This is a genomic window from Rhodococcus sp. GQ147, assembly GCF_059759155.1.
Genome location: NZ_JCAXDU010000010.1, coordinates 105037 through 131581, shown reverse-complemented (window position 1 = coordinate 131581; position 26545 = coordinate 105037). Strand labels below are relative to the sequence as shown.

The 26545-nt window shown below is 67.6% G+C and carries 24 protein-coding genes and 1 pseudogene; 17 read left to right on the top strand and 8 right to left on the bottom strand.

Going from position 1 to position 26545, the window contains the following annotated elements:
* Positions 1-24 precede the first annotated feature (24 nt).
* Positions 25-591, bottom strand: coding sequence for a flavin reductase family protein (locus AC6CID_RS13585; RefSeq protein ID WP_019288825.1), 567 nt, complete (start codon positions 589-591; stop codon positions 25-27).
* 254 nt (positions 592-845) lie between these two features.
* Between AC6CID_RS13585 and AC6CID_RS13580 the strand changes: the two genes are divergently transcribed.
* Positions 846-1766: an AraC family transcriptional regulator gene (locus tag AC6CID_RS13580; protein ID WP_039584248.1), complete on the top strand. Its 921-nt coding sequence runs from the start codon at positions 846-848 to the stop codon at positions 1764-1766.
* A 10-nt stretch (positions 1767-1776) separates the two neighbouring features.
* Here AC6CID_RS13580 and AC6CID_RS13575 read toward each other — a convergent pair whose 3' ends face one another.
* Entirely contained in the window at positions 1777-2574 is a 798-nt protein-coding gene (locus AC6CID_RS13575) for an IclR family transcriptional regulator domain-containing protein (RefSeq protein ID WP_006553164.1), read from the bottom strand.
* Positions 2575-2764: 190 nt separating this feature from the next.
* Here AC6CID_RS13575 and catA point away from each other — a divergent pair, with 190 nt between their 5' ends.
* The 5 genes from catA (at position 2765) to AC6CID_RS13550 (ending at position 7429) form a co-directional block, all read left to right on the top strand.
* Positions 2765-3616, top strand: coding sequence for a catechol 1,2-dioxygenase (gene catA, locus AC6CID_RS13570; protein WP_006553165.1), 852 nt, complete (start codon positions 2765-2767; stop codon positions 3614-3616).
* A 151-nt stretch (positions 3617-3767) separates the two neighbouring features.
* The gene (locus AC6CID_RS13565; RefSeq protein ID WP_498354065.1) at positions 3768-4895 is read left to right on the top strand and encodes a muconate/chloromuconate family cycloisomerase; all 1128 of its coding nucleotides are present in this window, start codon (positions 3768-3770) and stop codon (positions 4893-4895) included.
* A gap of 37 nt (positions 4896-4932) precedes the next feature.
* Positions 4933-5214, top strand: coding sequence for a muconolactone Delta-isomerase (gene catC / locus AC6CID_RS13560; RefSeq protein ID WP_006553167.1), 282 nt, complete (start codon positions 4933-4935; stop codon positions 5212-5214).
* 34 nt (positions 5215-5248) lie between these two features.
* On the top strand, positions 5249-6385 hold the full coding sequence (locus tag AC6CID_RS13555; protein WP_498354064.1) for an alkaline phosphatase family protein: 1137 nt from the start codon (positions 5249-5251) through the stop codon (positions 6383-6385).
* Between the two features lie 75 nt (positions 6386-6460).
* Entirely contained in the window at positions 6461-7429 is a 969-nt protein-coding gene (locus AC6CID_RS13550) for an alpha/beta hydrolase (protein WP_006553169.1), read from the top strand.
* A gap of 4 nt (positions 7430-7433) precedes the next feature.
* Here AC6CID_RS13550 and ygiD read toward each other — a convergent pair whose 3' ends face one another.
* Both ygiD and AC6CID_RS13540 read right to left on the bottom strand, forming a co-directional pair.
* Complete coding sequence (gene ygiD / locus AC6CID_RS13545) at positions 7434-8276, bottom strand: 4,5-DOPA-extradiol-dioxygenase (protein ID WP_019288822.1); 843 nt, start codon at positions 8274-8276, stop codon at positions 7434-7436.
* Positions 8277-8313: 37 nt separating this feature from the next.
* The gene (locus AC6CID_RS13540) at positions 8314-9150 is read right to left on the bottom strand and encodes an alpha/beta hydrolase (RefSeq protein ID WP_039584243.1); all 837 of its coding nucleotides are present in this window, start codon (positions 9148-9150) and stop codon (positions 8314-8316) included.
* Positions 9151-9278: 128 nt separating this feature from the next.
* Between AC6CID_RS13540 and AC6CID_RS13535 the strand changes: the two genes are divergently transcribed.
* The 3 genes and pseudogenes from AC6CID_RS13535 to AC6CID_RS13525 form a co-directional block, all read left to right on the top strand.
* Entirely contained in the window at positions 9279-10025 is a 747-nt protein-coding gene (locus AC6CID_RS13535; protein WP_064852570.1) for an oxygen-binding di-iron domain-containing protein, read from the top strand.
* 205 nt (positions 10026-10230) lie between these two features.
* Positions 10231-11910, top strand: coding sequence for an ABC-F family ATP-binding cassette domain-containing protein (locus AC6CID_RS13530; RefSeq protein WP_498354063.1), 1680 nt, complete (start codon positions 10231-10233; stop codon positions 11908-11910).
* A pseudogene (locus AC6CID_RS13525) lies at positions 11907-13151 on the top strand (MFS transporter); the annotation flags it as partial. The gene AC6CID_RS13530 and the pseudogene AC6CID_RS13525, both read left to right, overlap by 4 nt.
* A gap of 41 nt (positions 13152-13192) precedes the next feature.
* On the opposite strand, the gene AC6CID_RS13520 reads toward AC6CID_RS13525, so the two are convergent.
* Genes AC6CID_RS13520 through AC6CID_RS13510 form a run of 3 tightly spaced genes read right to left on the bottom strand, consistent with a single transcriptional unit; the run spans position 13193 to position 16676 of the window.
* On the bottom strand, positions 13193-14545 hold the full coding sequence (locus AC6CID_RS13520) for an MFS transporter (protein WP_039584239.1): 1353 nt from the start codon (positions 14543-14545) through the stop codon (positions 13193-13195).
* A gap of 33 nt (positions 14546-14578) precedes the next feature.
* A complete protein-coding gene (locus AC6CID_RS13515) occupies positions 14579-15559 on the bottom strand; it encodes a PDR/VanB family oxidoreductase (protein ID WP_024102345.1) in 981 nt (326 codons plus the stop codon).
* Between the two features lies 1 nt (position 15560).
* Positions 15561-16676 carry an aromatic ring-hydroxylating dioxygenase subunit alpha gene (locus tag AC6CID_RS13510; protein WP_033097558.1) on the bottom strand — a complete coding sequence of 372 codons (1116 nt, stop codon included), beginning with the start codon at positions 16674-16676 and terminating at the stop codon, positions 15561-15563.
* A 129-nt stretch (positions 16677-16805) separates the two neighbouring features.
* Here AC6CID_RS13510 and AC6CID_RS13505 point away from each other — a divergent pair, with 129 nt between their 5' ends.
* A complete protein-coding gene (locus tag AC6CID_RS13505; RefSeq protein ID WP_024102343.1) occupies positions 16806-17393 on the top strand; it encodes a PadR family transcriptional regulator in 588 nt (195 codons plus the stop codon).
* A gap of 95 nt (positions 17394-17488) precedes the next feature.
* Here AC6CID_RS13505 and AC6CID_RS13500 read toward each other — a convergent pair whose 3' ends face one another.
* Positions 17489-18385 (bottom strand): LysR family transcriptional regulator, encoded by an 897-nt coding sequence (locus tag AC6CID_RS13500; RefSeq protein ID WP_006553175.1) that lies wholly within the window; start codon positions 18383-18385, stop codon positions 17489-17491.
* A gap of 153 nt (positions 18386-18538) precedes the next feature.
* Between AC6CID_RS13500 and AC6CID_RS13495 the strand changes: the two genes are divergently transcribed.
* From AC6CID_RS13495 to AC6CID_RS13465, 7 genes are all read left to right on the top strand, one after another.
* On the top strand, positions 18539-19912 hold the full coding sequence (locus AC6CID_RS13495; RefSeq protein WP_006553176.1) for an NAD(P)/FAD-dependent oxidoreductase: 1374 nt from the start codon (positions 18539-18541) through the stop codon (positions 19910-19912).
* A 235-nt stretch (positions 19913-20147) separates the two neighbouring features.
* Positions 20148-20576 carry a holo-ACP synthase gene (acpS, locus tag AC6CID_RS13490; RefSeq protein WP_033097557.1) on the top strand — a complete coding sequence of 143 codons (429 nt, stop codon included), beginning with the start codon at positions 20148-20150 and terminating at the stop codon, positions 20574-20576.
* Complete coding sequence (locus AC6CID_RS13485) at positions 20573-20815, top strand: acyl carrier protein (protein ID WP_006553178.1); 243 nt, start codon at positions 20573-20575, stop codon at positions 20813-20815. Before acpS ends, AC6CID_RS13485 begins: the two co-directional genes overlap by 4 nt.
* Entirely contained in the window at positions 20812-21999 is a 1188-nt protein-coding gene (locus AC6CID_RS13480; protein ID WP_006553179.1) for an acyl-CoA dehydrogenase family protein, read from the top strand. The genes AC6CID_RS13485 and AC6CID_RS13480 overlap by 4 nt, the downstream gene beginning before the upstream one ends.
* Entirely contained in the window at positions 21996-22952 is a 957-nt protein-coding gene (locus AC6CID_RS13475; protein WP_033097465.1) for an amino acid--[acyl-carrier-protein] ligase, read from the top strand. Before AC6CID_RS13480 ends, AC6CID_RS13475 begins: the two co-directional genes overlap by 4 nt.
* Positions 22949-23908 carry a DUF1839 family protein gene (locus tag AC6CID_RS13470; RefSeq protein WP_039584236.1) on the top strand — a complete coding sequence of 320 codons (960 nt, stop codon included), beginning with the start codon at positions 22949-22951 and terminating at the stop codon, positions 23906-23908. The genes AC6CID_RS13475 and AC6CID_RS13470 overlap by 4 nt, the downstream gene beginning before the upstream one ends.
* Before the next feature lie 15 nt (positions 23909-23923).
* Positions 23924-26410: a glycosyl hydrolase 2 galactose-binding domain-containing protein gene (locus AC6CID_RS13465; protein ID WP_482127771.1), complete on the top strand. Its 2487-nt coding sequence runs from the start codon at positions 23924-23926 to the stop codon at positions 26408-26410.
* The last annotated feature ends 135 nt before the right edge of the window (positions 26411-26545 follow it).

Genomic DNA, 26545 nt, shown 5'->3' with positions numbered 1-26545 from the left:
CTTGTCCGGGGGAGTGGAAGATGTTCAGGCGTGGGCTGCGGCGAGGTGGAACGGCACGAAGCGGGTCTGCGAGTCGAACCATCCGCTGTGCGGATCGTCGAGCGAGCCGTTCCACGCGGTGGACGTGCTCGGGGCGCCGAGATCATGGAAAGTGCTGCGGTAGAACAGGAGCGGGTCGACCGTCTCGTCGAAGGTGGCGTCGACGATCTCGCCGATGTAGATGATGTGGTCGCCGCCGTCGTATTCGCGCCAGGGCGTGCACGACAGTGTCGCGGCGGTGCCGGCGAGGATCGGGGCGGTGGGGCCCTGCTCCCAGACCGGCTCGGGCGACTGGGGGCGTCCTGCGAAGTGCAGTGCAGTGTCGAGCTGGTTTGCGGCGAGGATGTTGACCGCGAACGGCGCGTCGGACAGGAACCGGCAGGCCTTGGAGGTGCGGGTCAGGGTGACCTGGCACAGGCGGGGCTCGAGCGAGACGGCGGTGAAGGCGGTGACGGTCGCGCCGTGGGGCTCTCCGTCGCTGTTCGCGCAGGTGATGACGGTGACGCCGCTGGCGAACTGTCCGAAGATATTGCGGAGTGTGCGCTGATCCATGTCTGCGTCCTCCTGTCCGGTGCGGGTTGTGGTGGACTTCGATTCGATGTGACACAGACCATATGGACGTCGTGGAACTTGTGCGATCCAGTGAGCGCGGTCACTATCCACCTAGCGCGGTGAGTGGGCCGAAGGGCCCTATTTGCCTGGGGCCGTGTTCCGCATCACACTGGATCGCACGCGCTCGAACCACACGGATGCGCAGGTCGGAGCGCCGACGACGAGCTGGAAACGAAGGTGAGGGGCCGATGGCAATGGAGCCGACTCCGGGGCCGGTCGATTGGGAAGAGGTGGAAGAGGCTGTCTCGAATGCCTATTTCGAGCACGAACTGACGCCGCTCGACGACGTCGCGCCCTCGCTCCGGCTCCGAACACTGCCGCTCGGGCCGATCCGTCTCACGCGCCTCGGCTGGGGAGCGGCGGTGTCGATCCGCAGTGAACATCCCGGGGCGTACGCGGTGAACATTCCGATCGCCGGTCGGATCGCCGCCGGCAACGGGTTGGTGTCGGAGGTCGGGCACGCCGCCGTCTTCCGTCCCGACACCGCAGCTCCGGAACAGAAGTGGACGAACGACTGCGAGATCGTCGGGATCAAGCTCGAACGCGACTATCTACAGCGCGAGATGTCGCGCATCCTCGCCCGTCCCGACCTGCAGCTCCCGAATCGGGTGGATCTGACGACGCAGGCGGGCCAGAGCTGGATGACGCTGTTGCGCTCGGTCGTGGAGCAGCTCAAAACAGACGAATCGCTCTGGCGGAATCCGCTTGTCTCGGAGCAGTTGTCGGGTGCTCTGACGACCTCGTTCATCCTCGCGGTCATGCCGGAGGACGCGGATCCGACCGGCGGGGCGCGCCCGCGCATCATCAAGCGTGTCCTCGACCGGTTGCACGAGGATCCCGCCTCGGCGTGGACCACCGCCGAGATGGCCGAGGTGGCTGGGGTCAGCGTGCGGCGCCTGCAGGAGGGGTTCCGCGAATATCTCGGGGTGTGCCCGCGCGACTATCTGCTCGACCTGCGCCTCGAGCGCATCCACGAGGAACTCGCGGTGGGCGATGCGGCGGAACTGTCGGTCACCGATGTGGCTCTGAAGTGGGGTATCACCCATACCGGCCGGTTCGCGGCGGCCTACAAGCGTAAGTACGGGGTGGCACCGTCGGTCACGCTGCGTGGGTGATCGAGGGCCGTCAGTTGTGGTGGTAGCCGAGCTCGCTGCTGAGCCTTTCGGCGCAGTTCACGACCCTTTTCGTAGCGAGATCGCGGAACGAGTCGAGGGTGTGCCGACCGGTCGACGTCGAGCACGCGAGCACTCCCACGGCATAGCCGGAGGGGTCGAAGACGGGAGCGGCGATCGTGATGAGCCCTTCCTCGAGTTCGGCGGAGGTGATCGCGTAGCCGCGGTTGCGCACGTGGGCCAGTTCGGCACGCAGGTCGTCGGGGTTGTCGATCGTCGCGCTCGTGAATCGTACGAACTCGGTTTCCTCGAGCACGCGATCGACGATTTCGCGTGGTGACCAGGCCAGCAGCGCCCGACCCATCGATGTCGCGTAGGCGGGGACGCGGGTGCCGACGGAGACGTTGATGCTCATGATCCGGCGGACCGGGACGCGTGCGGCGTAGACGACCTCGGTGCCGTCGAGTACGCCGAGGGATGCGGATTCGTTGGCGTGCTCGGCGATCTCGACGAGTTTCGGCAATGCCGAGTCCACGAGAGTGTGGGATTCGGTGTAGTGCCGGCCGATACTGAGCACGCGTGGAGTGAGCGACCATCTCGTGCCGTGTGAGGTGACGTAGCCGAGTTTCTGCAGGGTCAGCAGGATCCGGCGGACCGCGGGTCGCGACAGGCCGGTCTTGGCGGCCAGCTCGGCCAGGCTGGGGTTCGGGTCCTTGTCGTCGAAGGCGTGCAATACCGCGAAACCACGTTCGATGCTCTGGATGAAGTCTCGATCGTTGCTAGGGCCATTACCTAGGTCGATGCTCGGCATCCTGCCTCCTACCTGCGTACTTGTTGATACTGCCCGATCCGGTGTTGACAAGCTGTGTGACACCACGCACAGTATGTGATGTACGCACTGCGATACACAAGTACGCACAGCGTACTGACCGGTGATCACCGCAGCCCCTGTGTCGCACCGGCCCCACACTTCCGATAGTTCAGTCCCCACGAGGAGAGCCATGACCACCATGGAGAACCCCACCGCCCACGGGTCCGGCAACGCTGCGACCGACAAGTTCAAGTCCGAGCGGGTCACGTCCGACACCTCGGTCGAGCGTGCGTCGGCGATCTACCAGGACGTGATCGGGGCTTTCGCCGACATCATCCAGAAGCACCAGGTGACCTACGACGAGTACCGGGTGCTCAAGCAGTGGCTCATCGACGTGGGTGAATACGGCGAGTGGCCGCTGTGGCTGGACGTCTTCCTCGAGCACGAGATCGAGAAGGTGCACTACAACCGCAAGGGCTTCACCGGCACCAAGGGCTCCATCGAAGGCCCCTACTACGTCCCGGACAGCCCGAAGCTCCCGGCCAAGTGCACGATGCCGATGCGCGAGAAGGACAAGGTCGCGCCGCCGCTGGTCTTCAAGGGCCAGGTCACCGACCTCGAGGGCAACGGCCTGCATGGCGCCACCGTCGAGCTGTGGCACGCCGACGAAGAGGGCTTCTACTCGCAGTTCGCCCCCGGTATCCCCGAGTGGAACCTGCGCGGCACCGTCGAGGTCGACGAGAACGGCAACTTCGAGATCACCACGCTCAAGCCGGCTCCCTACAAGATCCCGGCCGACGGACCGACCGGCTGGTTCATCAGCTCCTACGGCGGACACCCCTGGCGTCCGGCCCACCTGCACCTCATGGTGAAGGCTCCCGGCAAGCGCGCCATCACCACCCAGCTGTACTTCAAGGGCGGCGAGTGGGTCGAGGACGACGTCGCCACGGCCGTCAAGCCCGAGCTCATCCTGGATCCGCAGCCCAACGCCGACGGCATCGACGAAGTGACCTACAACTTCGTACTCGACCCCGAAGCGTGATCCGCACCGCGGAAACCGCCCGATCCGGCCCCCGCGCGCGAGTCGGTTCTGCGTAACGAATGCCGGTGCCCCACTGGGGTACCGGCATTCGTGCTGAATGCAGGGTCGACGTATTCCCCGTCACACCCCGATCCGATTGTGAGCAATTCCGATGTCCGACCCCGATCTGAAGATCGCCTCCGTCACCACGACAATCATCGATGTACCGCTGATCCGACCCCACAAGTTCGCCACCACCACCGCCGAAGCGCAGCCGATCCTGCTCGTCGCGGTGACCACCGAGGGCGGCGTCACCGGTTACGGTGAAGGCGTCGTGCCGGGCGGGCCGTGGTGGGGCGGCGAATCGGTCGAGACGATGCAGCAGATCGTCGATCGCTACATCGGGCCCTACATCATCGGACGCGGAGTCGACGAGATCAGTGGCGTCATGGTCGATATCGAGCGCATCGTCGCCAACGCGCGATTCGCGAAGGCCGCCGTCGACGTCGCGATGCACGACGCGTGGGGACGCGCGCTGGGTGTGCCGGTCGCGTCGCTGCTCGGCGGTGCCTTCCGGACCGGCGTCGACGTGCGGTGGGCGCTCGGCGCCGCGCCGCTCGAAGAGATCGTCGAGGAGGTCACCCACAAGCGTGAGCAGCGTCTGAACTACTCCTTCAAGCTCAAGATGGGTGCGCTCGACCCGGCAGTCGACACCGATCGTGTCGTCAAGATCGTCGAGGCGTTCGGCGGCGAGGTCGGATTCAGCATCGACGTCAACGCCCGCTGGGACCGTTTTACCGCGCTGCGCCACGTCCCGCAGCTCGTCGACGGTGGAGTCGAGCTCATCGAACAGCCCACTCCCGCAGATCAACTCGACGTGCTCGCCGAGATCAACCGACGCGTCTCGGCGCCGGTGATGGCCGACGAGTCCGTGCAGACCCCGCACGACGCGTACGAGGTGGCCAAGCTCGGCGCCGCCGACGTCGTCGCGCTCAAGACCACCAAGTGCGGCGGACTGCAGCGCAGCAAGCAGGTCGTCGCCGTCGCGAAGGCGGCCGGCCTGCGGTGCCACGGTGCGACCTCCATCGAAGGCCCCATCGGGACCGCCGCGTCCGTCCACTTCGCCTGCGCCGAACCGGGGATCGACTACGGCACCGAACTGTTCGGTCCGCAGTTGTTCGCCGTCGAACTGCTGCAGGAGCCGCTCGCCTACTCCGAGGGCCAGGTGCACCTGCCCGAGGGGCCGGGACTCGGCGTCGAACTCGACATGGACGTCGTGAAGAAGTACGCGCGTTCCTGATTCGCGCTCTCGTCAGAACAGAAGAAGGAGAAACATCATGGCACTGTTCCACGTTCGGATGGACGTCGACATCCCCCGCGATCTGGACCCCGACGTGCGCGCCGAGACCGTCGCGAAGGAGAAGGCCTACAGCCAGGATCTCCAGCGCCAGGGCAAGTGGCGGGAGATCTGGCGGATCGTCGGCCAGTACAGCAACATCTCGATCTTCGACGTCGAGTCGGCCGACGAATTGCACGAGATCCTGTGGAACCTGCCGTTGTTCCCCTACATGAACATCGAGGTCATGCCGCTGACGAAGCACGGCTCCGACATCAAGTGACCCTCGGCGCAGGCGAGTGGCTCATACTCGGGTTATGAGCCTGCCACTGCGCGACGTCTACGCCGAGCCGACCCTCGCCGACCTGATGCCTTCGGTGCTCTCGTCCGCGGGGGTCGCCGGTGAGACCAACCGACTCGATCTCACTCCCGTCGATCACACCGTCGTCCTACTCGTCGACGGGATGGGATGGGAGCTGCTGCAGCGCAACGCGAAAGCCGCTCCGTACCTGACGCAGGCGCCGGGGAGCCCGATGCGTGCCGGCTTCCCGACGACCACCGCCGTCAGCCTCGCTTCCCTCGGGACGGGGCTGCCGTCCGGCCTCCACGGCATCACCGGTTACCAGTCGTACGTCGACGAGATCGAGGCCCCGGTCAACTGGCTCCGCTGGACCCTCGCCGGAACCGCGATCGACCAGCGCGACGATCTTGTACCCGAGACCGTGCAGCCCCACCCGACGGTGTTCGAACGCGGCCGCGAGGCGGGCCTGACCGTCACCACCGTCGTGCCGAATGCCTTCGAGGGCAGCGGCCTCACCCGGGCCGTGCTGCGCGGCGGCAACTTCGTCGGGGTCTCCGCCTACGGCGATCTGCTCGCCCAGGTCGTCGCCGCGGTGAGGGCCGGCGACCGCAGCCTCGTCTACTGCTACATCGGCGAGGTCGACACCCTCGGACACGTCTACGGACCGGAGTCCGCGGCGTGGCTCGCGCAACTCACGGTGGTCGATCGTTTCGTCGAGCAACTCGCCGACGCGCTGCCGACCGGCACCCGCCTGCTCGTCACCGCCGATCACGGCATGGTCGACGCCTCGCGGGGTCGCCGCATCGACTTCGACCACACCCCGGGTCTCGGTGAGGACGTCACCGTCATCGCCGGGGAACCGCGGTGCCGCCACATCTACACCTACCACGTCGACCGGGTCCTCGAACGCTGGCGCAACGAACTCGGCGACCACGCGTGGGTCGGCACCCGCGACGACGCGTTCGCGGCGTGCCTGTTCGGATCCGATCCCGATCCGGCGCTGGCCAAACGGATCGGCGACATCGTGGCCGTCGGACGCGGCGAATCGACGGTGATCCGCAGCGACGGCGAGCAGGTCATGTCGAACCTTCCCGGGCAGCACGGGGCGTTGACCGACGAGGAACTGCTCGTGCCGCTGCTGCGGATCGGGTGACGCGTTCGAGGTCCGGGGCCGCCGGGTGTCGGAACTCTCGATGCCTGAGACGTATCGGTCACATAGTGTGTGCACATGCGTACCGATGCGGTGACCTGGCACGACCGCAGCAGTAGGGTCGCGCTGATCCTCCTGTGGGTGGTCCGGATCCTCTTCAAACCGATTCTGAGTCTCTGGCCGAGCAACGACTTCGGCATCGCCGTGCTCGGCCGGCTGTCGTGGGTGGTCGACAGGATCACGCCCACGCCGCGCGCCGTGCACGTCACGCAGACCGAACTCGGCGGAGTGCCCGGTGAGCGGATCATCTCCCCGAAGCCGGTCGACGATCCGCTCGACGACGCCACCATCCTCTACTTCCACGGCGGCGGCTTCATCTTCTGCGGCCCGTCCACCCACCGTCAGCTGTGCGTGCAGCTCGCGCTCGATTCCGGTGCCCCGGTGTACTCGATGGACTACCGGCAGGTGCCCGCGGTGCCGATCGCAGGTTCGGTGCAGGACGCGATGAACGCGTACACCGCTCTGCTCGAGGTGGCCGACGATCCCACGCGCATCGTCGTCGGCGGCGACTCGGCCGGCGGTTATCTCGCGGCGAAGGTCGCCGAACTCGCCGCGCGTCGCGGCATCCAGCGACCGGCCGCGGTGATCGGGTACTCGCCGCTGCTCAACCTCGACCTAGACAAGCACGACCCGAAGTACATGGCGAGGGACGCCTACCTGCCCATCAAGGCACTCGGGAAGATCAGTCCGCGCTGGTTCGCCGGGGAAGAGGCGATCGAGGGCGAGACGAACCCTGTCGACGCCGATCCGGCGCTGTTCCCTCCCATGTTCATGTGCGCCGCCGAATACGAGCTGACCAGGCCGGACGTGGAGATCATGACCGAACGACTCGCGTCGGCGGGACGCACCGTGGAGACACATCTGTGGCGCGGGCAGATCCACGCGTGGCCGGTCCTGGCCCGCGCGATCCCCGAAGCCATGGAACTGATCGGGCTCAGCACCCGGTTCGCGCGACGCGCGATCGTCGCAGTGGACGACGCCGCCTGAACGCTCACAGGTTGGTGTCGGGCGGCTCCGGGCTCTCGGGCAGTCCGGCGCCGTGGCCGTCCCCGTCGCGCGGCGGACAGTTCCCGCCGACGGCGTAGGACGTCATCGACAGCGATCCGTATTCGACACCGTCGACGAGGGTCTCCGGTTGCTCCCCGGACTCGGCGGCCAGACCCGCGACGTACAGCAACGGCAGGAAATGATCGGGGGTCGGCACCGCGTGGCGGTAATCGGGGTGCTCACCCAGCGCCGCGGCGTCACCGGGACGGTCGCGCAGAACGGCGAAGGCATCCTCGTCGAATCGGTGCGCCCAGTCGAATCCCGCGCCCGGGCGTCGCGGATCCATCGTGCCGAGGTTGTGGACGACGTTGCCGCTCGCGACGATCAACACCCCGCGATCGCGGAGTCCGGCGAGACGGGCTCCGAGTTCGACGTGATAGTCGAGCGGCTTGTAGGCGTTGAGGCTGAGCTGCACCACCGGGACATCCGCCTCCGGGAAGGCGTGGGTGAGCACCGACCAGGTGCCGTGGTCGATACCCCACGAGTCGACGTCGGCACCCACCCACGTCGGGTGGACGAGGTCGGCGATCTCCTCCGCCAGTTCCGGAGCACCGGGCGCCGGATACTCGACGTCGAACAACTCCTGCGGGAACCCGAAGAAGTCGTGGATCGTGCGCGGCGACCGCATCGCGGTCACCGCGGTGGCGTTGATGAACCAGTGGGCGGAGATCGCCAGGATCGCGCGGGGCGTCGGCACGGATCGCCCGAACGCCGCCCAGGCCTGCGTGTACCGATTCGATTCGAGCGCGTTGAGCGGACTGCCGTGGCCGACGAACGCGACCGGCATGCGTGACGACACGCCCTCTCCTTCCGGTTGTCGAGCCTCAGTTGTCGAGTCGTGTCTTCAACCAGGCCGTCAGGTCGTCGAGCACGCGGTCCTTCTCCGGCTCGTTGAACACCTCGTGGTACAGCCCGTCGTACAACTTCAGCGTCAAGTCCTTCGAACCCGCACGGTCGGCGATGAGCTGCGACCCGGCCGGATCGGCGAGCGCATCGGCGGTTCCGTGCATGACGAGCAACGGCAGCCTCAGGTTCGGGAGGCGCCGCTCGAGGCTCTGCTCGTTGAGCACCAGCACCCGCGCGAGTCCGGCGGGCACGAGACCGTGGTGCACGAGCGGATCGGCGTCGTACGCCGCGACCACCGCGGGATCGCGCGAGACCGCCTTGCTGTCGAACTGCTGCACCGGCACACCCGGCAGGAAACGCCCGATCAGCTTGCCGATCTCCACGACCGGCTTCGGTGTGCCCGACGTGACGATCACCGCCGGCCCCGACAACACGAGCGCGTCGAGCCGGTCTTGATGGTCGAGCGCGTAGGCCAGAGCGATCGCACCGCCCATCGAGTGACCGAGCATGAAGACCGGCAGGCCGGGATGCGCATGGGTCGCCAGATCGATCAGGCTGTCCAGGTCATCGGTGAACTCGCGCATCTCCCGGGCGCGCACACGCTTGCCGCCCGACCGTCCGTGACCGCGGTGGTCGGGGGCGTACACGACGAGGCCGAGATCGGTGAGCCGCGCGACGACGTGGTCATAGCGACGTGCGTGCTCACCCAGCCCGTGGCTGAGGATCAGCACGCCGGTAGGGGCCTCCGGCAACCACACGTCGTACACGATCGGGATCGCGCCGACGCCGGTGAACGACGATTCGGTGTGCTCCATGAGCGCCTCCTGCGGCCTCGTCGACAGATGTTCCTCGCATCTTCGCACGAGTACCGGCTCGGAGGCTTGTGTCCGGCCGGAGACAGAGGCACGCTCGAAAGAAGGGGGTGCGACCAAGGAGACCTGTGATGGAAACCGAGATCACCGAGATCGCTCCGGATGTCTACCGCGTGTCCACATTTCTCGACGCGGCGAACCTGACGATGAACCAGTTCCTCGTGGACGGTGACGAGCCTCTGCTGTTCCATACCGGATATCGGGCGTTGTTCCCGTCGGTGTCGGAGGCGATAGCACGGTTGATACCGCTGGATCGGTTGCGGTGGATCACCTTCGGGCACGTCGAGGCCGACGAGTGCGGATCGATGAACTCCTGGCTCGAAGTGGCGCCGGCGGCGGAGGTCGCCCACGGTGCGATGGGTTGTTTCGTCCAGGTCGCCGATCTTGCGGATCGTCCACCGCATCCCCTGCAGGACGGGGACGTCCTGGCCACCGGGCGCCGTCGGGTGCGGCACATCGACACCCCGCACGTTCCACACGGATGGGATGCAGGTCTGATGTTCGAGGAAACGACATCCACCCTGTTGTGCGGTGATCTGTTCACGGCGTTCGGTAGATATCCGGCACGGACGACGAGCGAGATCGTCGGCCCCGCTCTGCAGGCGGAGGACCTGGGTCGCGCGACGTGCCTGACCCCCGAACTCGGACCCACCATCCGCGCACTCGCGGACCTGCACCCGAGCACTCTCGCACCCATGCACGCCCCGGCCTACGAGGGTGATTGCGCCGCGACCCTCGAGGAACTTGCTGCGGCATACGAGGAACGGTTCGCCGCCGAGGCGGACGTGCGCCGTGGCCGAGGACCGAAATCCGATTGACGGTGCTCGGGCGCTCGGTACCCTGGAGATCATGATCCAGGCGCTCTACTTCCACTGACGACACCCCCTCCGCGGCTCGGGACGTCCTCCGAGGTCGCGGTTCGAGCCGTACCCGAATACGGCCGAGTGTCCGGCCGTTCGTCAGCGAGCGCATCCTCCCACCCGTGATCCGGGGACGAGTGCGCCTCCGCACGGAGGAAACCACATGACCATCAGCATCACCATGCCCCGGCGCTCTCGCGCCCAACTCGGCGCCGTCGACGTCCACCTCGCCCGCGACGGTCATCCCGTCCTGCGCGGCGTCGACCTCGCGGTCACGCCGGGCTCCCGGCTGGGCGTCGTCGGGGAGAACGGGCGCGGCAAGTCCACGCTGCTGCACGTCCTTGCCGGCCGCCTCGAACCGGACTCGGGGACGGTGCGTCGGTTCGGCTCGTTCGGTATCGCCGAGCAGGAGATGACCGTCGCCGAGGGGCGCACCGTCGGCGATCTCGTCGACATCGAGCTGGCGCACGTCCGCGCCGCGCTGCGGGCGCTCGACGAGAGCACCGCAGCACTCGCCGACGAACGTCCGGGCGCCGCCGACGCGTACGCCGACGCCCTCGAGATCGCCGAGCAACTCGACGCGTGGGACGCCGACCGTCGCGTCGACACCGCCCTCGAAGCGCTCGGCGCCGTCACCGACCGCTCGCGACCGCTGGCGGAGATGTCGGTCGGGCAGCGCTACCGCGTGCGCCTGGCCGCACTGCTCGGCGCCGAACACGATTTCCTGTTGCTCGACGAGCCGACCAACCATCTCGACGCATCGGGGCTCGACTATCTCACCGAACGCCTGCAGCAGACCCGCAGCGGCGTGGTCCTCGTCAGCCACGACCGCGCCCTGTTGATCGACGTCGCCACGTCGATCCTCGACCTGAACCCGAGCCGCGACGGTCGTCCACGCCTGTACGGCGGGGGATACGCCGGCTTCCGGACGGGACGCGAGGCCGAATATGCCCGTTGGGTGAGCGAATACGCCCGTGAGCAGGCCGAGCGGACCCGGCTGGAATCGGACCTCGAGTCCGCGCAGGATCGGCTCGTCACCGGCTGGCGGCCGGAGAAGGGCACCGGCAAGCACCAGCGTGCCACCCGCGCGCCGGCGCTCGTGCAGTCGGTGCACCGCCGTCAGGAAGCGCTGGACGACCATGCCGTGGCGGTACCGGTACCGCCGCTGCAGTTCTCCATGCCTGCGCTCGGCGCGGAGGCCGACGGGATCGACCCGGACACACCCTTGGTGCGCGTCGAGGACGTCATGGTGCGCGGCCGACTCGACCGTCCGGTCGATCTGGCCGTCCTCGCCGGTTCGCGGCTCGTCATCACCGGACCCAACGGCGCCGGCAAGTCGACGCTGCTCGCGGTCCTGGCCGGCGAGGTCGAACCGACGGCGGGAACCCGCGAGAGTGATCCCGTCGTACGGATCGGCCGGCTCGCCCAGGAGTCGCCGGCACCGTCGGCGGCGCGGGTACAGCAGGTCTACGACGCGCACGTCGGCGAACTGATCGTCGCCGGCCTCGTCCCCGACCAGGGAGCCGTCGATCTCGACGAACTCGGACTGTTCACCGAACGTGACCTCGGCAAGCGGGTCCGAGACCTGTCGATGGGCCAGCAACGACGCCTCGACCTGGCGATGGTTCTCGCCGCGCGACCGCACGTGCTGCTGCTCGACGAGCCCACCAACCACCTGTCGATCACGTTGGTCGACGAACTGACCGACGCCCTGGGGGCGACCGACGCCGCGGTCGCCGTGGCCACCCACGACCGGCAGATGCGACGCGACATCGCCCACTGGCCGCACCTGGTGCTGGGATCGGCTCCGAAGGAATGCACCCGGAAAGGACCGAAGCCATGAACGCTCGGGTGCGCGCACTGGCACCCCTGCGGCACCGCGACTACCGCCTGCTGATCGGTGCCGTCGCGGCGGAATTGTTCGCGGCCGGGATGTGGACGGTCGTGATGGTCTTCCAGGTGATCGCCATCCGCGACACCCCGACCGCCCTGTCGATGGTCGCGGCGTGCCTGAGCGCCGGCCTGCTCGCGTTCGCGCTCGTGGGCGGGATCGCGGCCGACCGGTTGCCGAAACGGGCCGTGCTGGTCGCGGTGCAGGCGGTGAACCTCGTGACGGTTTCTCTCGTGACGGCGCTGGCGCTCTCCGACGCGATAGCGCTGTGGCACATGGCGGTTGCGTCGGCGGTGCTGGGCGCGGGCACGGCGTTCTTCTTCCCCACCTACACCGCGCTGTTGCCGAATGTGTTGCCCGCGGAGGAACTTCTCGCCGCGAACGGGATGGAGGGCGCGCTGCGACCGACCCTCCAGCAGGGCGCCGGACCGGCCGTGGCCGGAATGGTGGTCGGGGCGTTCATCCCGGCGACGGGCGCGTTCATCGTCGCCGCCTTCCACGCGTGTGCGCTCGTGTTGTTGTTGTGCGTGCGCGTCCCCCGGGAACGGATGGAAGAGACCGAGTCGCAGGAGAAGACGAGTGTGCTCGCCGATCTGAAGGAAGGCATCTCCTTCACGATCACCACACCGTGGCTGTTGTGGACCCTGATCGCCGCGTGCGTCATGACCTTCGTCGTCATGGGGCCGGTCGAGGTGTTGCTGCCGTTCATCACCCGCGAATTGTTCGACAACGGGGAGCAACGGTTCGGCACGATCCTCGCGGCCTTCGGTGTGGGTGGAGCCCTGGGTTCGTTGGCGGTGTCGTCGCGACCTCTGCCGCGTCGCTACCTGACCATCATGCTGATGTGCTGGGGTGTGGGAACTCTGCCGTTGGCCGTCTTCGCCTTCACGACGTCGTTCACGGTCATGATCATCGCGACGTTCGTCATCGGATTCGCCGACGCGGCGGGCATGGTCCTGTGGGGGACCCTGCTGCAGAGGCGCGTACCGCTCGGCATGATCGGCCGGGTGGCGAGCCTGGACTTCTTCGTCTCGCTCGCCCTCATGCCGGTGTCGATCGCGGTAACAGGTCCGCTGTCCACGGTGGTGCCGCGGTGGGTGCTGTTCACCGTGGCTGGTGTGGCACCGCTGGTGCTGATGCTGATCGCGCTCGTCGCCGGGCGGATGTTCGCGGACGAGATCGCGAACCCCCTGGACACCGGCAACGAGCGCGTCGACATCATGGTGGAACCGGCTCAGCGTGCCGAGTCGGTGGAGACGGCGGCAGGCACCGCCTCGGACGAGGCGTCCGCCGAGTGTGCCGGGCGCAGCGCGAACAGTGCCACTGCGGCGAGCACGACCACGCCGGCCACTCCGAAGTAGAGCTGTTCGGGCGTCCATCCCGCATCGAGGAGCACACCGGCCGCGGTCGGTGCGAGGATGGCACCCGCTCGGCCGATACCGATGGCGGAACCGACGCCGGTGGCCCGCACCTGCGGTCCGTAGAGGGACGGCGCGAGGGTGTACAGGCCGGCGATGCACCCGTTGATGAGTCCGCCGATCAGGATGCCGAGTGCGAACGCCAGCGTCAGCGTCGAGATCGACATGATGAAGACGGTCATGGTCGCGGCGGCGGCGATGGTGAAGGTGAGCAGGACCGACCGGGTGGCCCAGCGGCTGGCGAACACTCCGAAGAGCACCGAACCGACGGTGCCGCCGAGGGTGAGCATCATGCCCGCCGTGGCGCTCTGGTCCTTCGTGAGACCGGCGGTCTCCAGCAGCGACGGCGTCCACGAGTTGACGAAGTAGAAACCGAACATGGTGGCGAAGAAGGCCGCCCAGAGCAGCACCGTCGAGCGGGTGTTGCTTCCGGAGAACAGGTCCGAGATCCGTCCTGCCCGCGGTGCCGCCTTGTCGGCGGAACGGGCGAGCGCCGGGACGGGGCTCTGGCCGATGCGTCGCGCGATGGTGTTGATCCGGTCGAGATCGCCTGCGCGTCCCCGGCTGGTGAGGAAGTCCAGGGATTCGGGCAGCAGGACGACGAGGAGGGCGAGTGCCAGGCCGGTGAGGACGGCGCCGGTGACGAAGACTGCACGCCAACCGTATCCGCTCTGCAGACCGACGGCGGCCATGCCGCCGATCGTGGCACCTACACCGTATCCGGCGGTGTAGATGCTGATGGCCAGACCACGCCAGCGGGCCGACGAGTATTCGCTCGCGATGACGGTGGTGCAGGCGAGGACGCCGCCGATACCGAGTCCGGTGATGACCCGCCAGATGCCGAGTTCCCACGCCGATCCGGCGCTCGCGGACAGGCCCATGCCGGCGGTGGCGAGTGCGACCGACATCAGGATCAGGGGCCGTCGGCCGATCCGGTCGGCCATCGGGGCGAGAGCGAGAGCGCCGACGGCCATGCCGATCAGACCCGCGCTGAGCAGCACGCCGAGTTCCGATCCGCCGAGGCCGAAGTCGCTGCCGATGCTCTTGGCGGTGAACGCCAGGGCCATGACGTCGAATCCGTCGAGGATGTTCAGCACGACGCACAGGGCGACGACCATCCATTGGTAGGGATGCATCGGCGAGGCGTCGATGCGTGCGCGAAGATCCATCGTGTTTCCTCGTGGTGTGAAAATGCGCGGTTGTCAGGGAAGGTCGAGCGTGACGACACCCGTCGTCGATCGGGGCGATGCCGAATCGCGCACCACGCGTGACACGCAGGCGCACATCCGACGCGAGGAGCGCTTCTGCTCCTCGCTGAAGAAGACATCGCGGTGGTCGACGCGACCGTCGAGCGAGGCGACGGAGACCTCGCACAGGCCGCATTCGCCCTTGCGGCAGTCGAACATCATGTCGACGCCGGCACGCCGGAGGGCGTCGAGCATCGATTCGTCGGAACCGACGGTGGTGGTGACGTCGAGTTCGGGCACGGTGACCGTGAACTCCTCGGCGTCGAACCATCCACTGTTGCCGAAGGTCTCGTAGCGGAGGTTCGGCATCGGCAGGTCGCGGTCGTGCCACCGGCGCCGCACGGCGTCCATCAGGCGGATCGGACCGCACATGTACAGCTCGGTGGTGTGATCGACGCCGTCGACGAGCGCGGCGACGTCCAATCCTGTTCCCTCGTCGTCGATGTGGACGTCGAGACGGTCGCTGTGGAGGGCTTCGAGTTCGGGCAGGAAGGCCATCGCGGAACGGCTGCGACCGACGTACACGAAGCGGTAGTCGGCACCGAGGCGGCGGAGCACGGCTCCCATCGCGCGGACGGCGGTGATGCCGATGCCGCCGGCGAGCAGGACGTAGCGCGGTGCGCCGACCCGCAGCGGGAAGTTCTGGAGCGGCTCGGTGATCTCGAGTTCGTCGCCGGGACACAGCGAGTGCATGTACTCGGAGCCGCCGCGCGAGGTGGGGGAGCGGTGGACGCCGAGTGTGAGGCGACCGTCCGGACCACCCGCCGCGAGGGAGTACGAACGCGTGTCGCCAGAGGGGAGACGCACGTCGATGTGGGCGCCTGGTTCGACGCGGTGGGCGGTGTCGGCGGCGAGGGTGATCTCGGCGATCGAATCGGCGGCCCGCTCGACACTCACGACTCGGGCCCGCTGCCAACGGATCTGGTTGTTGCTCATGTCAGTGGGCTCCCTCGGGAACGGCGGTGGCCGAGTTGAGGTTCCGCTCCGCTTCGACCATGCGCTGGATCAGGCGTCGCACCCACATGCCGCCGGCGTCGATGTTGAGGTTGTAGAACTCGTGATCCGGGTTCGCCTCGATGGCCTTCTGCTGCGCGGTGAGCATCGCCTCGTCCTCACCGAACACGCCGTGCACGCCGTCGCGCAGCTGCGTGGTGATGAGCTGGCTGTCGAGGCGGTAGTTGCGCATGAACGCCCAGAAGTAGAGGGCGGTGCTCTCGTCGACGGGGGAGATGGTGTTCATGACGAAGCCGTTGACGCCCTGGCTGCGGTCGCCCTCGGGAGCACCGGTGCCGGCCTTGGCCACACCGACGTCGATGCGGATCGTGGACGGTGCCTGGAACTCGATGATCTGCCAGCGGTCGACCTTGCCCTCGAAGCCGGGGAACTTGTCGCGCATGTTCTTGAGCCAGAACGGCGGTGCGTCGATGTCGTGCATCCAGCGGGTGACCGTGACGGTGCGGTCGTCGTGGGTGACGACGAAGTCGGACTCGCTCAGTTCGTCCTGGCCGATGGACGACGAGTGCACGAACTCCTCGTGGGTGAGGTCCATGAGGTTGTCGAGGACGAGCTGGTAGTTGGCCTGCACGTCGATCGTGCGTCCGTCGCCCGCCCAGTCGGGGGAGTCCATCTGGAACATGTCCGGAATGAGATCGGGATCGGCCTGCGTCGGGTCGCCCGGCCAGACCCACACGAAGCGGTGCCGCTCGACGACGGGATAGGACGCCACCATCGCGGACGGGTTGATCGTCTGCTGGGCGGGCATGTGTGTGCAGCGACCTGCGGAGTTGTACTGAAGACCGTGGTAGGGGCACTGGATGCCCTCGCTACCGATGAGCTTGCCCATCGACAGCGGCGCGAGGCGGTGCCAGCAGGCGTCGGCGAGGGCGACGGGACGGCCCTCCTCGGTGCGGTAGAGGGCCATCGGCTTGCCGGCGATGGTGCGGGCGAGGATCTCGCGGCGACCCACCTCGTGATCCCAGGCGACGACGTACCAGGCGTCGAGCGGGTAGGCCATGTTCTTCGCGGTCGCCCCGGTGGGGCCGAGATCGGTCATGTCGGATCCTCCGAACACTGAGGGTGAAATAACTATCTACATAGATAGTCGGTGAGCTGGAGCACACACTATCTATCGATATAGTTATTCGCAACGGTGGAATACTCGCCCGAGGAAAGGTGGTGGTCCATGAGCCTGCGATACGCGCTGCTCGCGTTGCTCACCGCCGAGCCTCTGACCGGCTACGACGCGGCGAAACGGTTCGGCGGGTCGGTCGGGCACGTCTGGCATGCGCCCGACTCGCAGATCTACCCCGAACTACGCCGGATGGAGCGCGAGGGCCTCGTCGAGGGCGAACAGGTGCGCTGGGGTCCCAACAGCACCAAGACCCGGTACTCGATCACCGGGGAGGGCGTCCGGGCCTTCCGCGAATGGATGTCCACCCCGCTGGACTACGCCCCGGTGCGCGACGCCGCCCACATGCGCGCGGCCTACTTCGAATGGACCGACCCGGACAGCGCTCGCGAGTGCCTGGAACGGCACATCGATCACTACACCGAACAGATCGCCCAGTGGACCACGGTGCGCGATGCGATCCTCGACCTCAGCAACGCGACCATCGCGCGACGCGTGCAGAAGTATCCGGCCGAGGACCACGAGCGGATCATCGCGTTCAAGGCGTTCGCGTACGACGGTCTCATCGGCCGGGGCGAGGCCGAGATCGCGTGGGCACGTCAGGGCCTCGAACTCCTCGACAAGCTGTCGCCGCGCAACTGAGGCGCCCCGGGACCGCAGCGACGCGCGAACTGGTCAGCGGAGCGCGGAATTGCACGCACCGATGACCGTTTCGCGCTCCGACGTGTGCGATCGGATCACGGCGTGCTGTCCGTCGGCGGCACGATCGAATGGGCGAGCGCCCGCATGAGGAACTCGAGTTCGGGATTGGGCGTCGCGTTGCTCCGCACCACCCCGCACACCGGAACCTGCAGCCGGTGGTGGATCTCGCGCATGAACTTCAGCCCCTTGCGGGGTGTGTCGGCCGCGGTGCCGGCGTAGAGCACGGTCCACGCCCTCGGGTTGGTGAGCACCTCGAGAGTCGCGGTGTGGTCGCTCGCGATCGGAGGTCCGAGGCGCACGCGACGACCGACCTCGACGAAGGCGTCCTCGACCACGCGGTGCAACAGCACTTGGCTGCCGCGCGGCGGCAGCAGCAGCGGGTAGTGGGCGAGGTCGCCGAGATCGACGGTGGAGAACGCCGACAGCGGGTGCTCGCTCGACGTGACGATGACGAGCTCTTCGATGCCGAGACGGATCGCCTCGAGCCCCGGGCGGTCGACGTCGCCGCGGATGAGCGCGAGATCGGCATCCCCGGACGCGACGGCGTTGACGCGGTCGGTGAAGTCCTTGATGACGAACTCCACGTCGATCTTGGGGTGACGTTCGCGGACGCTGGAGATGGCGTCGAGGCTCTGCGCCGCGAAGCTCATGTTCGCCGTGATGCGGATGCTCTCCCGCGGTTCGTGGCCCACTTCCAGGGCCTTCGCCTCGAGGCTGAGCACCTCGGCGGCGATCGGCATCAGGCGTCGGCCGGCCGAGGTGAGCTTGACCGAACGGGTGGTGCGGTCGAACAGGGTGGTGCCCAGTTCGTGCTCGAGCTTCGCGATCTGATGGCTGATCGCCGACTGCGAGATGAAGCAGCGCTGGGCAGCACGGGAGAAGCTGCCCTCCTCGCCGACGGCGAAGAAGTAGCGCAACTGACGGAAATCCATGGCTCCTCCCGGGAACGTGCCATCCGCATTTATGAGCGAAACAGATAACAGTTTTTCGAATATCCCAGGTTAGTGGATAGCGAGGGTACTTCGTACCTACCTTGGTAGTCATACATCAACGGAGATGACAAGTACGTGGAGGTTTACGACAGCATGGACGATGCGGACACAGCGACCCTGGTCGATCGGACGGACGTCGTCATCGTGGGTTCCGGCTTCGGAGCATTGGCCACCGCCAAGAAGCTCGCCAAGGCCGGCACGCCCTTCGTTCTGATCTCGGAGACCACCGAGCATCTTTTCCAGCCTTTGCTCTACCAGGTCGCCACCGGCGTCCTTTCACCCGGCGAGATCGCCCCGTCCGTGCGCGCGATCCTGGCCGAATACCCCAACGCCGACGTCCGCCTGGGCCGCGTCGTCGATGTGCTCCCCGAGGAGAACACGGTTGTCTACGAGGCCGGCGGTCAGCGCCTGCGTCTCGGCTACAAGTACCTCGTCGCCGCGACCGGCGCCCGCCAGGCGTACTTCGGACGCGACGAGTTCGCCGACCTGACGTACGCGCTGAAGACCGTCGAGGACGCCGAGAAGCTGCGTCGCCAGATCGTGCGCTGCTTCGAGGAAGCACACGTCACCACCGATGCCGAGCGTCGGAAGAACCTGCTCAGCTTCATCGTCGTAGGCGCCGGCCCGACGGGCGTCGAGCTCGCGGGACAGATCAAGGAGCTCGCGCAGCGCTACTTCGCCGAGAACATCGGCAACATCCGCGCCGACGACGTCACCGTCACGCTCGTCGAGGGCGCAGACAAGGTTCTGCCCCCGTTCGGTGGCAAGCTCAGCGAGTACTCCAAGGAGTCGCTCGAGAAGAGCGGTGTCGACGTCGTCCTCGGCACGATGGTCACCGACATCGACGAGCACGGTGCCACGCTCACCACGCCCACGACCGAGGAGACCCGCCGCCTCACCGCGGAGACCATCATCTGGTCGGCAGGCATCCAGGCCAACGACTTCGCCGACGTACTCGCCGAGCGCACCGGCTGCGAGACGGTCCGCGGCGGACGCCTGCTCGTCGACCCCGACTTCACCGTCGGCCGCAGCGACAACATCTTCGCCATCGGCGACATGGTCACCCTCGACAACCTGCCGGCGCAGTCGCCGTTCGCCATGCAGGGTGGCCGCCACGTCGCGAAGATGATCACCGGCAAGGTCGCGATGGGCACCCCGTTCCAGTACAAGGACAAGGGAAGCATGGCGATCATCAACCGGTTCCGCGCCATCACGCGGGTCGGGAAGATCGAGCTCACCGGCTTCATCGCGTGGGTGCTGTGGCTCGCCGTCCACCTCGTCTACCTGGTTGGCTTCCGCAACCGCTACATCGCCGTCATGTCGTGGTGCGGTTCCTTCCTCGGACACCGCCGCCCCCACTTCTACTATGCGCAGGACGCCGTCCCGGTGCCCGCTGCGGAGAAGGAGGAGCCGGCAGCGAAGGACGAGCCGGAGAGCGACAAGGAACCCGTGCGGACGTCCGCATAACTTCAGATCCCCGAAAGGCTCCGACCACCCGGTCGGGGCCTTTCGTCGTTGACGCGCCGAACCGGGATCGACGCCGCGTGTTGCGGTGGCGAGCCCCGGTTCACCGCGTGAACCGACGCGCCCGGCGGGTGAAAGTCGGGGTGATTTCCGGGATGTCCTGCAAGCCAGAGACGTTCGGCTGGTGTACATCGGCCGACCTGCGGCTACCGTGTGCAGCGCATCCCGAGGAGTGACCATGAACGATGGCAGCGGCCCCCGCGTCGCGACGACACGTGTCGGCTGCGATGTCGTCACCGTCCGAGACATCGCGTCGAGCATCGACCGGTTCGGCGACCGCTACCTGCAGCGTGTGTTCACCCCGCACGAGCTGGACGTATGCACCGGACCGGGGCGCGCCCAACGCCTCGCGGCGCGCTTCGCCGCGAAAGAAGCCGTCATGAAGGTCCTGCGTCCGCGCGAGCACGCGGTTCCCTGGCAGGCCATCGAAATCCGCCGCGCGGACTGGGGCGGATGCGCTGTCGTACTGGCCGGTAACGCGGCCGCCCTGGCGCGAGATGAACAGGTGACCGACATACAGGTCTCGATCTCCCACGAGTCCGAATACGCCATCGCGACGGTCGTGGCGACCCGCGTCGACGAAGCAGAAACTGGAGAACACCCATGACGGAGCAGGTGATCCGCAAGGTCCTCGGTGAGCACGCGAAGCTGTCGGTCGACAGCACGGCGCTCGACCCCGCCGCCGACCTCTACGAGCTCGGCCTGACATCGCACGCCAGCGTGAACGTGATGCTCGCCCTCGAAGACGCCTTCGACGTGGAATTCCCCGACGAACTGCTGCGCAAGAGCACCTTCGTGAGCGTCGGCGCCATCAGGTCGGCGTTGACGGAACTGGGCGTCGCGTGACGTCGACGTCCGCGCCCCCCACCGTCGCGGAGAAGGCCGGGCTGTCGCTGCTCGCCCGTGCCGAACTCGTCGGACGCGAGAGCGCCGGCCCCGCGGCCGCCGCGGTGGATCGTGAGGGACGGTTCCCGCACGAGGCAGTCGACGCGCTGCGCACCCACAAGCTGCTGAACTGCGCCGTCCCCGTCGATCAGGGTGGGGAGGGAGCATCCCTCGGTGAGCTGTGCGCCGTCGCCCGAATCCTCGGCCGGTACTGCGCCTCCACCGCGATGATCTTCGCGATGCACCAGACGCAGATCCTGTCGCTGGTGCATCACTCCACTCCCGGTGTGGCCACCTTCGTCGCCGAAGCGGTGGCGAACGATTACCTGATCGCTTCGGCGACCACCGAACTCGGCACCGGTGGCGACGTGCGCAGCAGCGTCTGCGCCGTGGCCCGCGACGGCGACACCGTCACGCTGACGAAGAACGCGCCGGTCATCTCGTACGGCGAGTACGCCGACGCGATCCTGGTGACCGCGCGTCGCACCGCCGACAGCCCGCCCAGCGACCAGGTCCTCGTCGTGTGCCGACGCGACGACGTGACCCTCGAACCCACCGGCAGCTGGGACACCCTCGGGCTGCGCGGTACGTGCAGCCCCGGATTCGTCCTCACCGCCACGACGTCCGCCGATCTCGTGGTCGGCACGGCCTACGCCGAGATCTCCTCGCGCACTATGCTTCCCGTCTCACACAGTGTGTGGTCGGCGGTGTGGCTCGGAATCGCCGACGCGGCGCTGGAGAAGGCCCGCTCGTTCGTGCGTTCGGCGGCCCGCCGCAGCCCGGGGGTCACCCCGCCCGGTGCGCTGCGACTCGCCGAAGCGGCCGCCGTGCACCAGCAGTTCTCCGATCTCGTCGCCGCGTCCGCCGCCCGGTTCGACGCCGCCGCGTCGGCGCAGGAGGAATCGATGTCGGGCATGGGTTTCTCGCTCGCCATGAACAACCTCAAGGTCACTGCGTCCACGCTCGTCGTGGATCTGGTGAACCGCGCGATGCTCATCTGCGGGATCGCCGGATACCGCGAGGATTCGCAGTACTCACTCGGCCGCCACCTGCGCGACGCGCACGGTGCCGCCGTGATGGTCAACAACGACCGCATCATGAACAACTCGGCCCAATTGTCGATCGCCTACCGGGGGACGCTGTGACAAGTACAGCCATTGCCAGCACCGCAACCGACGAGCTGTCCGAGCTCGAGCGTGCCCGCCTCGACTTCCAGCAGCAGTTGCTCGAGGCCGAACTGCTCGTGGAGACCGGTGTTCCCGGCCTCTACGGTCGGTCGGGTGTCTTCGAGGACATCGTCGACGGCATCGACCGCGTGGTGGTCGCGGCAGGTCCGGGCCGGGCCGCGACGCGCCTGCGCTTCCCGCCGGTCTTCCCGCGGACGAGTTTCGAGCGCACCGACTACATCGCCTCCTTCCCGCACCTGACCGGAGCGGTGAACACCTTTACGGGCAGCAACGCCGAGCACGCCGAACTGCTCGCCGCGCGGTCGAAGGGCGAGGCGTGGGATCCGTGGCTCGAACCCGCCGACACCGTGCTCGTCTCCGCCGCATGCCATCCCGCCTACTCGCGGTACACCGGTACGCTGCGTGAGGGCGGTGAACTGCTCGACGTTCTCGGTTACTGCTTCCGGCACGAGCCGGCCGTCGACCCCGCTCGCATGCAGGCCTTCCGGATGCACGAGTTCGTGCGTATCGGTACCGAGAACGACGCTGCGCAGCATCGTGATTCCTGGGTGGAGCGAGGACTCGAGGTGCTCGACTCGCTGGGCCTCGACGCGACCGCTGTACCTGCCAACGACCCGTTCTTCGGGCGGGCCGGGCGCATGCTGGCCGTCAACCAGCGCATCGAGAACCTCAAGACCGAGCTGACGGTCCGGCTCTACGGCGACCTCGACGACGGCACCGCCGTGGTCTCGTGCAATTGCCACCGCGAGCACTTCGGCGAGACCTTCGAGATCCGCACTGCCGACGGCGAAGTCGCGCACAGCGCGTGCGTCGGATTCGGAATGGAGCGGATCGCCTTGGCGCTGTTGCGGACCCACGGACTCGACGTCGACCGCTGGCCCGCACCGGTACGCGACAGGCTGTTCCCGTGAGCGATCGGCTCATCGACGTCCGCGTCGACGGGTACTCGCCGCACTTCGTGCACGCTGCCGACCGGATCTGGACCGAGACCAACTGCTACGTCGACCTGTGGGTAGAGGTGCTGCATTCGCTCGGCCACGATCCGGTCCCCGCTGCCGCGTGCGCGTTCTCGGCCCGGTTCGACGGCGCCCAATGGACCTTCCTCAAGTTCCGCCCCGAGGATCTGTTGGCGCTGTACGGGATCGACGTCGCGGAGATGAACGTCTGGCGCCGCCCCGTGGATCACCTCGAGGACAATGCCGCCGCCGGACTGCTGTCGACGATCGAGGTGGACGCCTTCTGGTTGCCCGACACCGAGGGAACCGGTTACCGGGAGAGTCGTTCGAAGACGACGATCGTGCCCAATCTCATCGATCGCGACAGCGGGACGCTCGAGTATTTCCACAACAGCGGCTATCACGTTCTCACCGGTGAGGACTTCCGCGGAGTCTTCGGCCTCGACGAGCCGGTACCCACCTGGCCTCCCTATCTCGAACAGGTGCGCCTCGACGCGGCACAACCGCAGTGCGACGCCTTCGACACCGTGGTGCTCCGGCACCTGCGCATGCGCGCCGGCTCGAATCCGGTGCGCGAGCTCGGCGAGCGGGTGCTCGCCGACATCGACCCGATTCGCACCGGAGGGATGGACGTCTTCCATCCGTGGACGTTCGGGGTGCTCCGTCAGTGCGGTGCCACCGCCGAACTTGCCGCGGACGTCAGCGTCTACATGGACGGTCGCGGATATCCCGGTGCGGCTGCCGCAGCCGACGGATTCCGCGCGGTCGCCGAGGGCGCGAAGAGCGTGCAGTTCCGGATGGCGCGTGCGGCACGCGGCCGCAATGTCGACCCCGGCGACCAGCTGATAGCGATGGCCGCTGCCTGGGAGGACGCCATGGCGACCGTCGTCCGCGCCGCCGGGGTGCGGTGACAGGATTCGACGCACATGGATCTCCTGCACGATGCGCGATGGCGTTGTCTCCGTGTCGCTCCCGGGGCAGTCGAGCACCCCGGTGACTTTCCGGCGGACGGTCCTTGGCTGCCGGTCCGTATACCCGGGACGGCGGCAGGCGCGATCCGGGAATCCGAGGGAGTCGCGGCGGCCAGGGTGTCGTCTCCCGACAGCGACGACTGGTGGTTCGTCACCGACGTCGAGGTGTCCGGCGACGGACCGTGGCGTCTGACCTTCGACGGGCTCGCGACACTCGCGGACGTGTGGGTCGACGGCACACTCGTCGCGACGTCGGAATCGATGTTCGTGCCGCTGACCGTCGTCCTCGGCTACCTGCCGTCGACGATGCGGATCGCGGTCCGGTGCGCCTCGCTCGACGCTGCTCTCCGCAAGCGTCGGCCACGCGGACGGTGGCGTTCGTCGCTCGTGTCGGCCCAAGGATTGCGGTGGTTCCGCACCACCATGCTCGGGCGAGCCCCGGTGTACGCGGGGGCTCCGGCGCCGGTCGGTCCGTGGCGTCCCGTGCGTCTCGTCGATTCCGGTGAGCCCGTTGTGCTGGAACGTGGGATACGGACAGCTCTGCGGGGATCCGACGGGATCGTCGACGCCGATCTCGTGCTGGCAGGCACCGCCGTCCCCGAGGTGACTGTGGAGATCGGAGGGGCGACGGTGCACGTCCGACCCGAATACGGGCCGGACGGGACAGCACGCGTGCACATGCAGGTGACGCTCCCCGAGGTGGAACGGTGGTGGCCGCACACCTACGGCGCCCCCCACCTGTACGCCGCACATCTGATTCTGGATGGGCAACGAATCACGCTGGGGAACATCGGATTCCGGTCGGTCGAGCGCTCACCGGGCGACGGGTTCGGCTTACGGATCAATGACGTCGACGTCTTCTGCCGCGGCCTGGTGTGGACACCGACCGATCCGATCTCGCTGAACGACCCGAGCGCAACCCGGCGCATCCTCGAACGCTGCGTGTCGGCGGGCGTGGACACGATCCGCATCCCCGGCACGATGGTCTACGAGGACGACGAGTTCTACTCGGCGTGTGCGGAACTGGGCATCATGGTGTGGCAGGACGTCATGCTCGCCACCACCGACCCGCCCGACGATCCGCACTTCCGCTCGCTGCTCGAGGACGAGATCCGTGCGCTGGCGCGCCGATGGGGCGGGAACCCGGCACCTGTGGTGATGTGTGGGGGCAGCGAGACCGAGCAGCAACCTGCCATGCTCGGACTGATGGAGGCATCCATCCCGGCGATCGACGACTGGTTGCCCGCAATCGTCGACCGTGAGCTACCGGGCACGGTGTGGGTGTCGTCGTCACCATCCGCGCCCCCGCGCAGCGACGTACTGCCGATCGCAGTGGGTTCGGGTGTGGCGCACTACTTCGGTGTCGGGGGTTACCGCCGTCCCCTCGGCGACGTGCGTGCCGCCGGCGTGCGCTTCGCCGCCGAATGCCTCGCGTTCTCGATTCCGCCTTCCGACATGGCGATCGAGGCCGAGTTCGGCAGTGTGAATGTCGCGGGTCACCATCCACGATGGAAGGCGGCTGTGCCGCGCGACAACGGGGCGTCGTGGGACTTCGAGGACGTGCGAGACCACTATGTGCGCACGATCTTCGGGGTCGACCCCGCCGAGGTGCGGTGGGTGGATCCCACGCGATATCTCGCGCTCGGACGGGCAGCGATCTGCGAAGCGTTCACCGAGGTACTGCAGTACTGGCGACGATCCGGATCAGGATGTCGCGGTGCCCTGATCCTCTCCGCCCGCGACCTGCAGCGGGGTGCCGGGTGGGGCGTGCTCGACGCCGACGGGAACCCGAAGGCGCCGTGGTGGGTCCTGGCACGGGTGTTCGCCCCCGTCACCGTGCTCCTCACCGACGACGGGCTCGACGGCCTGCGCGTGGACGCGATCAACGACACCGCCGAGATCCTCGACGTCACGCTGCAGTTACAGGCCCATACGCCCTCCGGTGCGGTACCGGTGGACGTGTCGGTGCCGCTGCGTCTCGAACCGCACGAGACCCGGGTGTTCTCGTGGGCCGCGGTGACGGGCGGTTTCACCGATGTCAATTTTGCGTATCGATTCGGGCCGCGCACTTTCGACACGGCGACCGCCCGACTGGTCGGCCACACCGGTGCAGTGTTGGCGGAGTCGGTGTATCTCGTGGGTGGTCCGGCACGTCCCGTCGAGCGCGGGATCGGTCTCGCGGCGACCGCTCGACCCGTCCCGGACGGGTGGAGTGTGGAGGTGCGGACCGAGGGTGCGGCACAGTACGTGCATCTCGACATCACCGGCGGTGACCTGCAGGATTCCTGGTTCCACCTGCCGCCCGGAGGTACTCGCACGATCGCCGTGCGGGCCTGCGTTCCGGCCGCGACGTTGAGCGGCTGGGTGGGGGCATCGAACTCGGCCACGAGTGTGCCGATCCGGGTGCTTCCGACCTCCGAGGGCAACGAGGTCGACGGGTAACCTCCCGGGGCTGCAGGCGGGGGCGGTGTGCGGCGCGCCGAAATCGACAGGTGCATATCGGGCATCGACGGGGTATATGTATCTCCCAAGGGGTCGCTCACCCGATTTGCACCTTCTGCACGGTGCCGGTGGCCA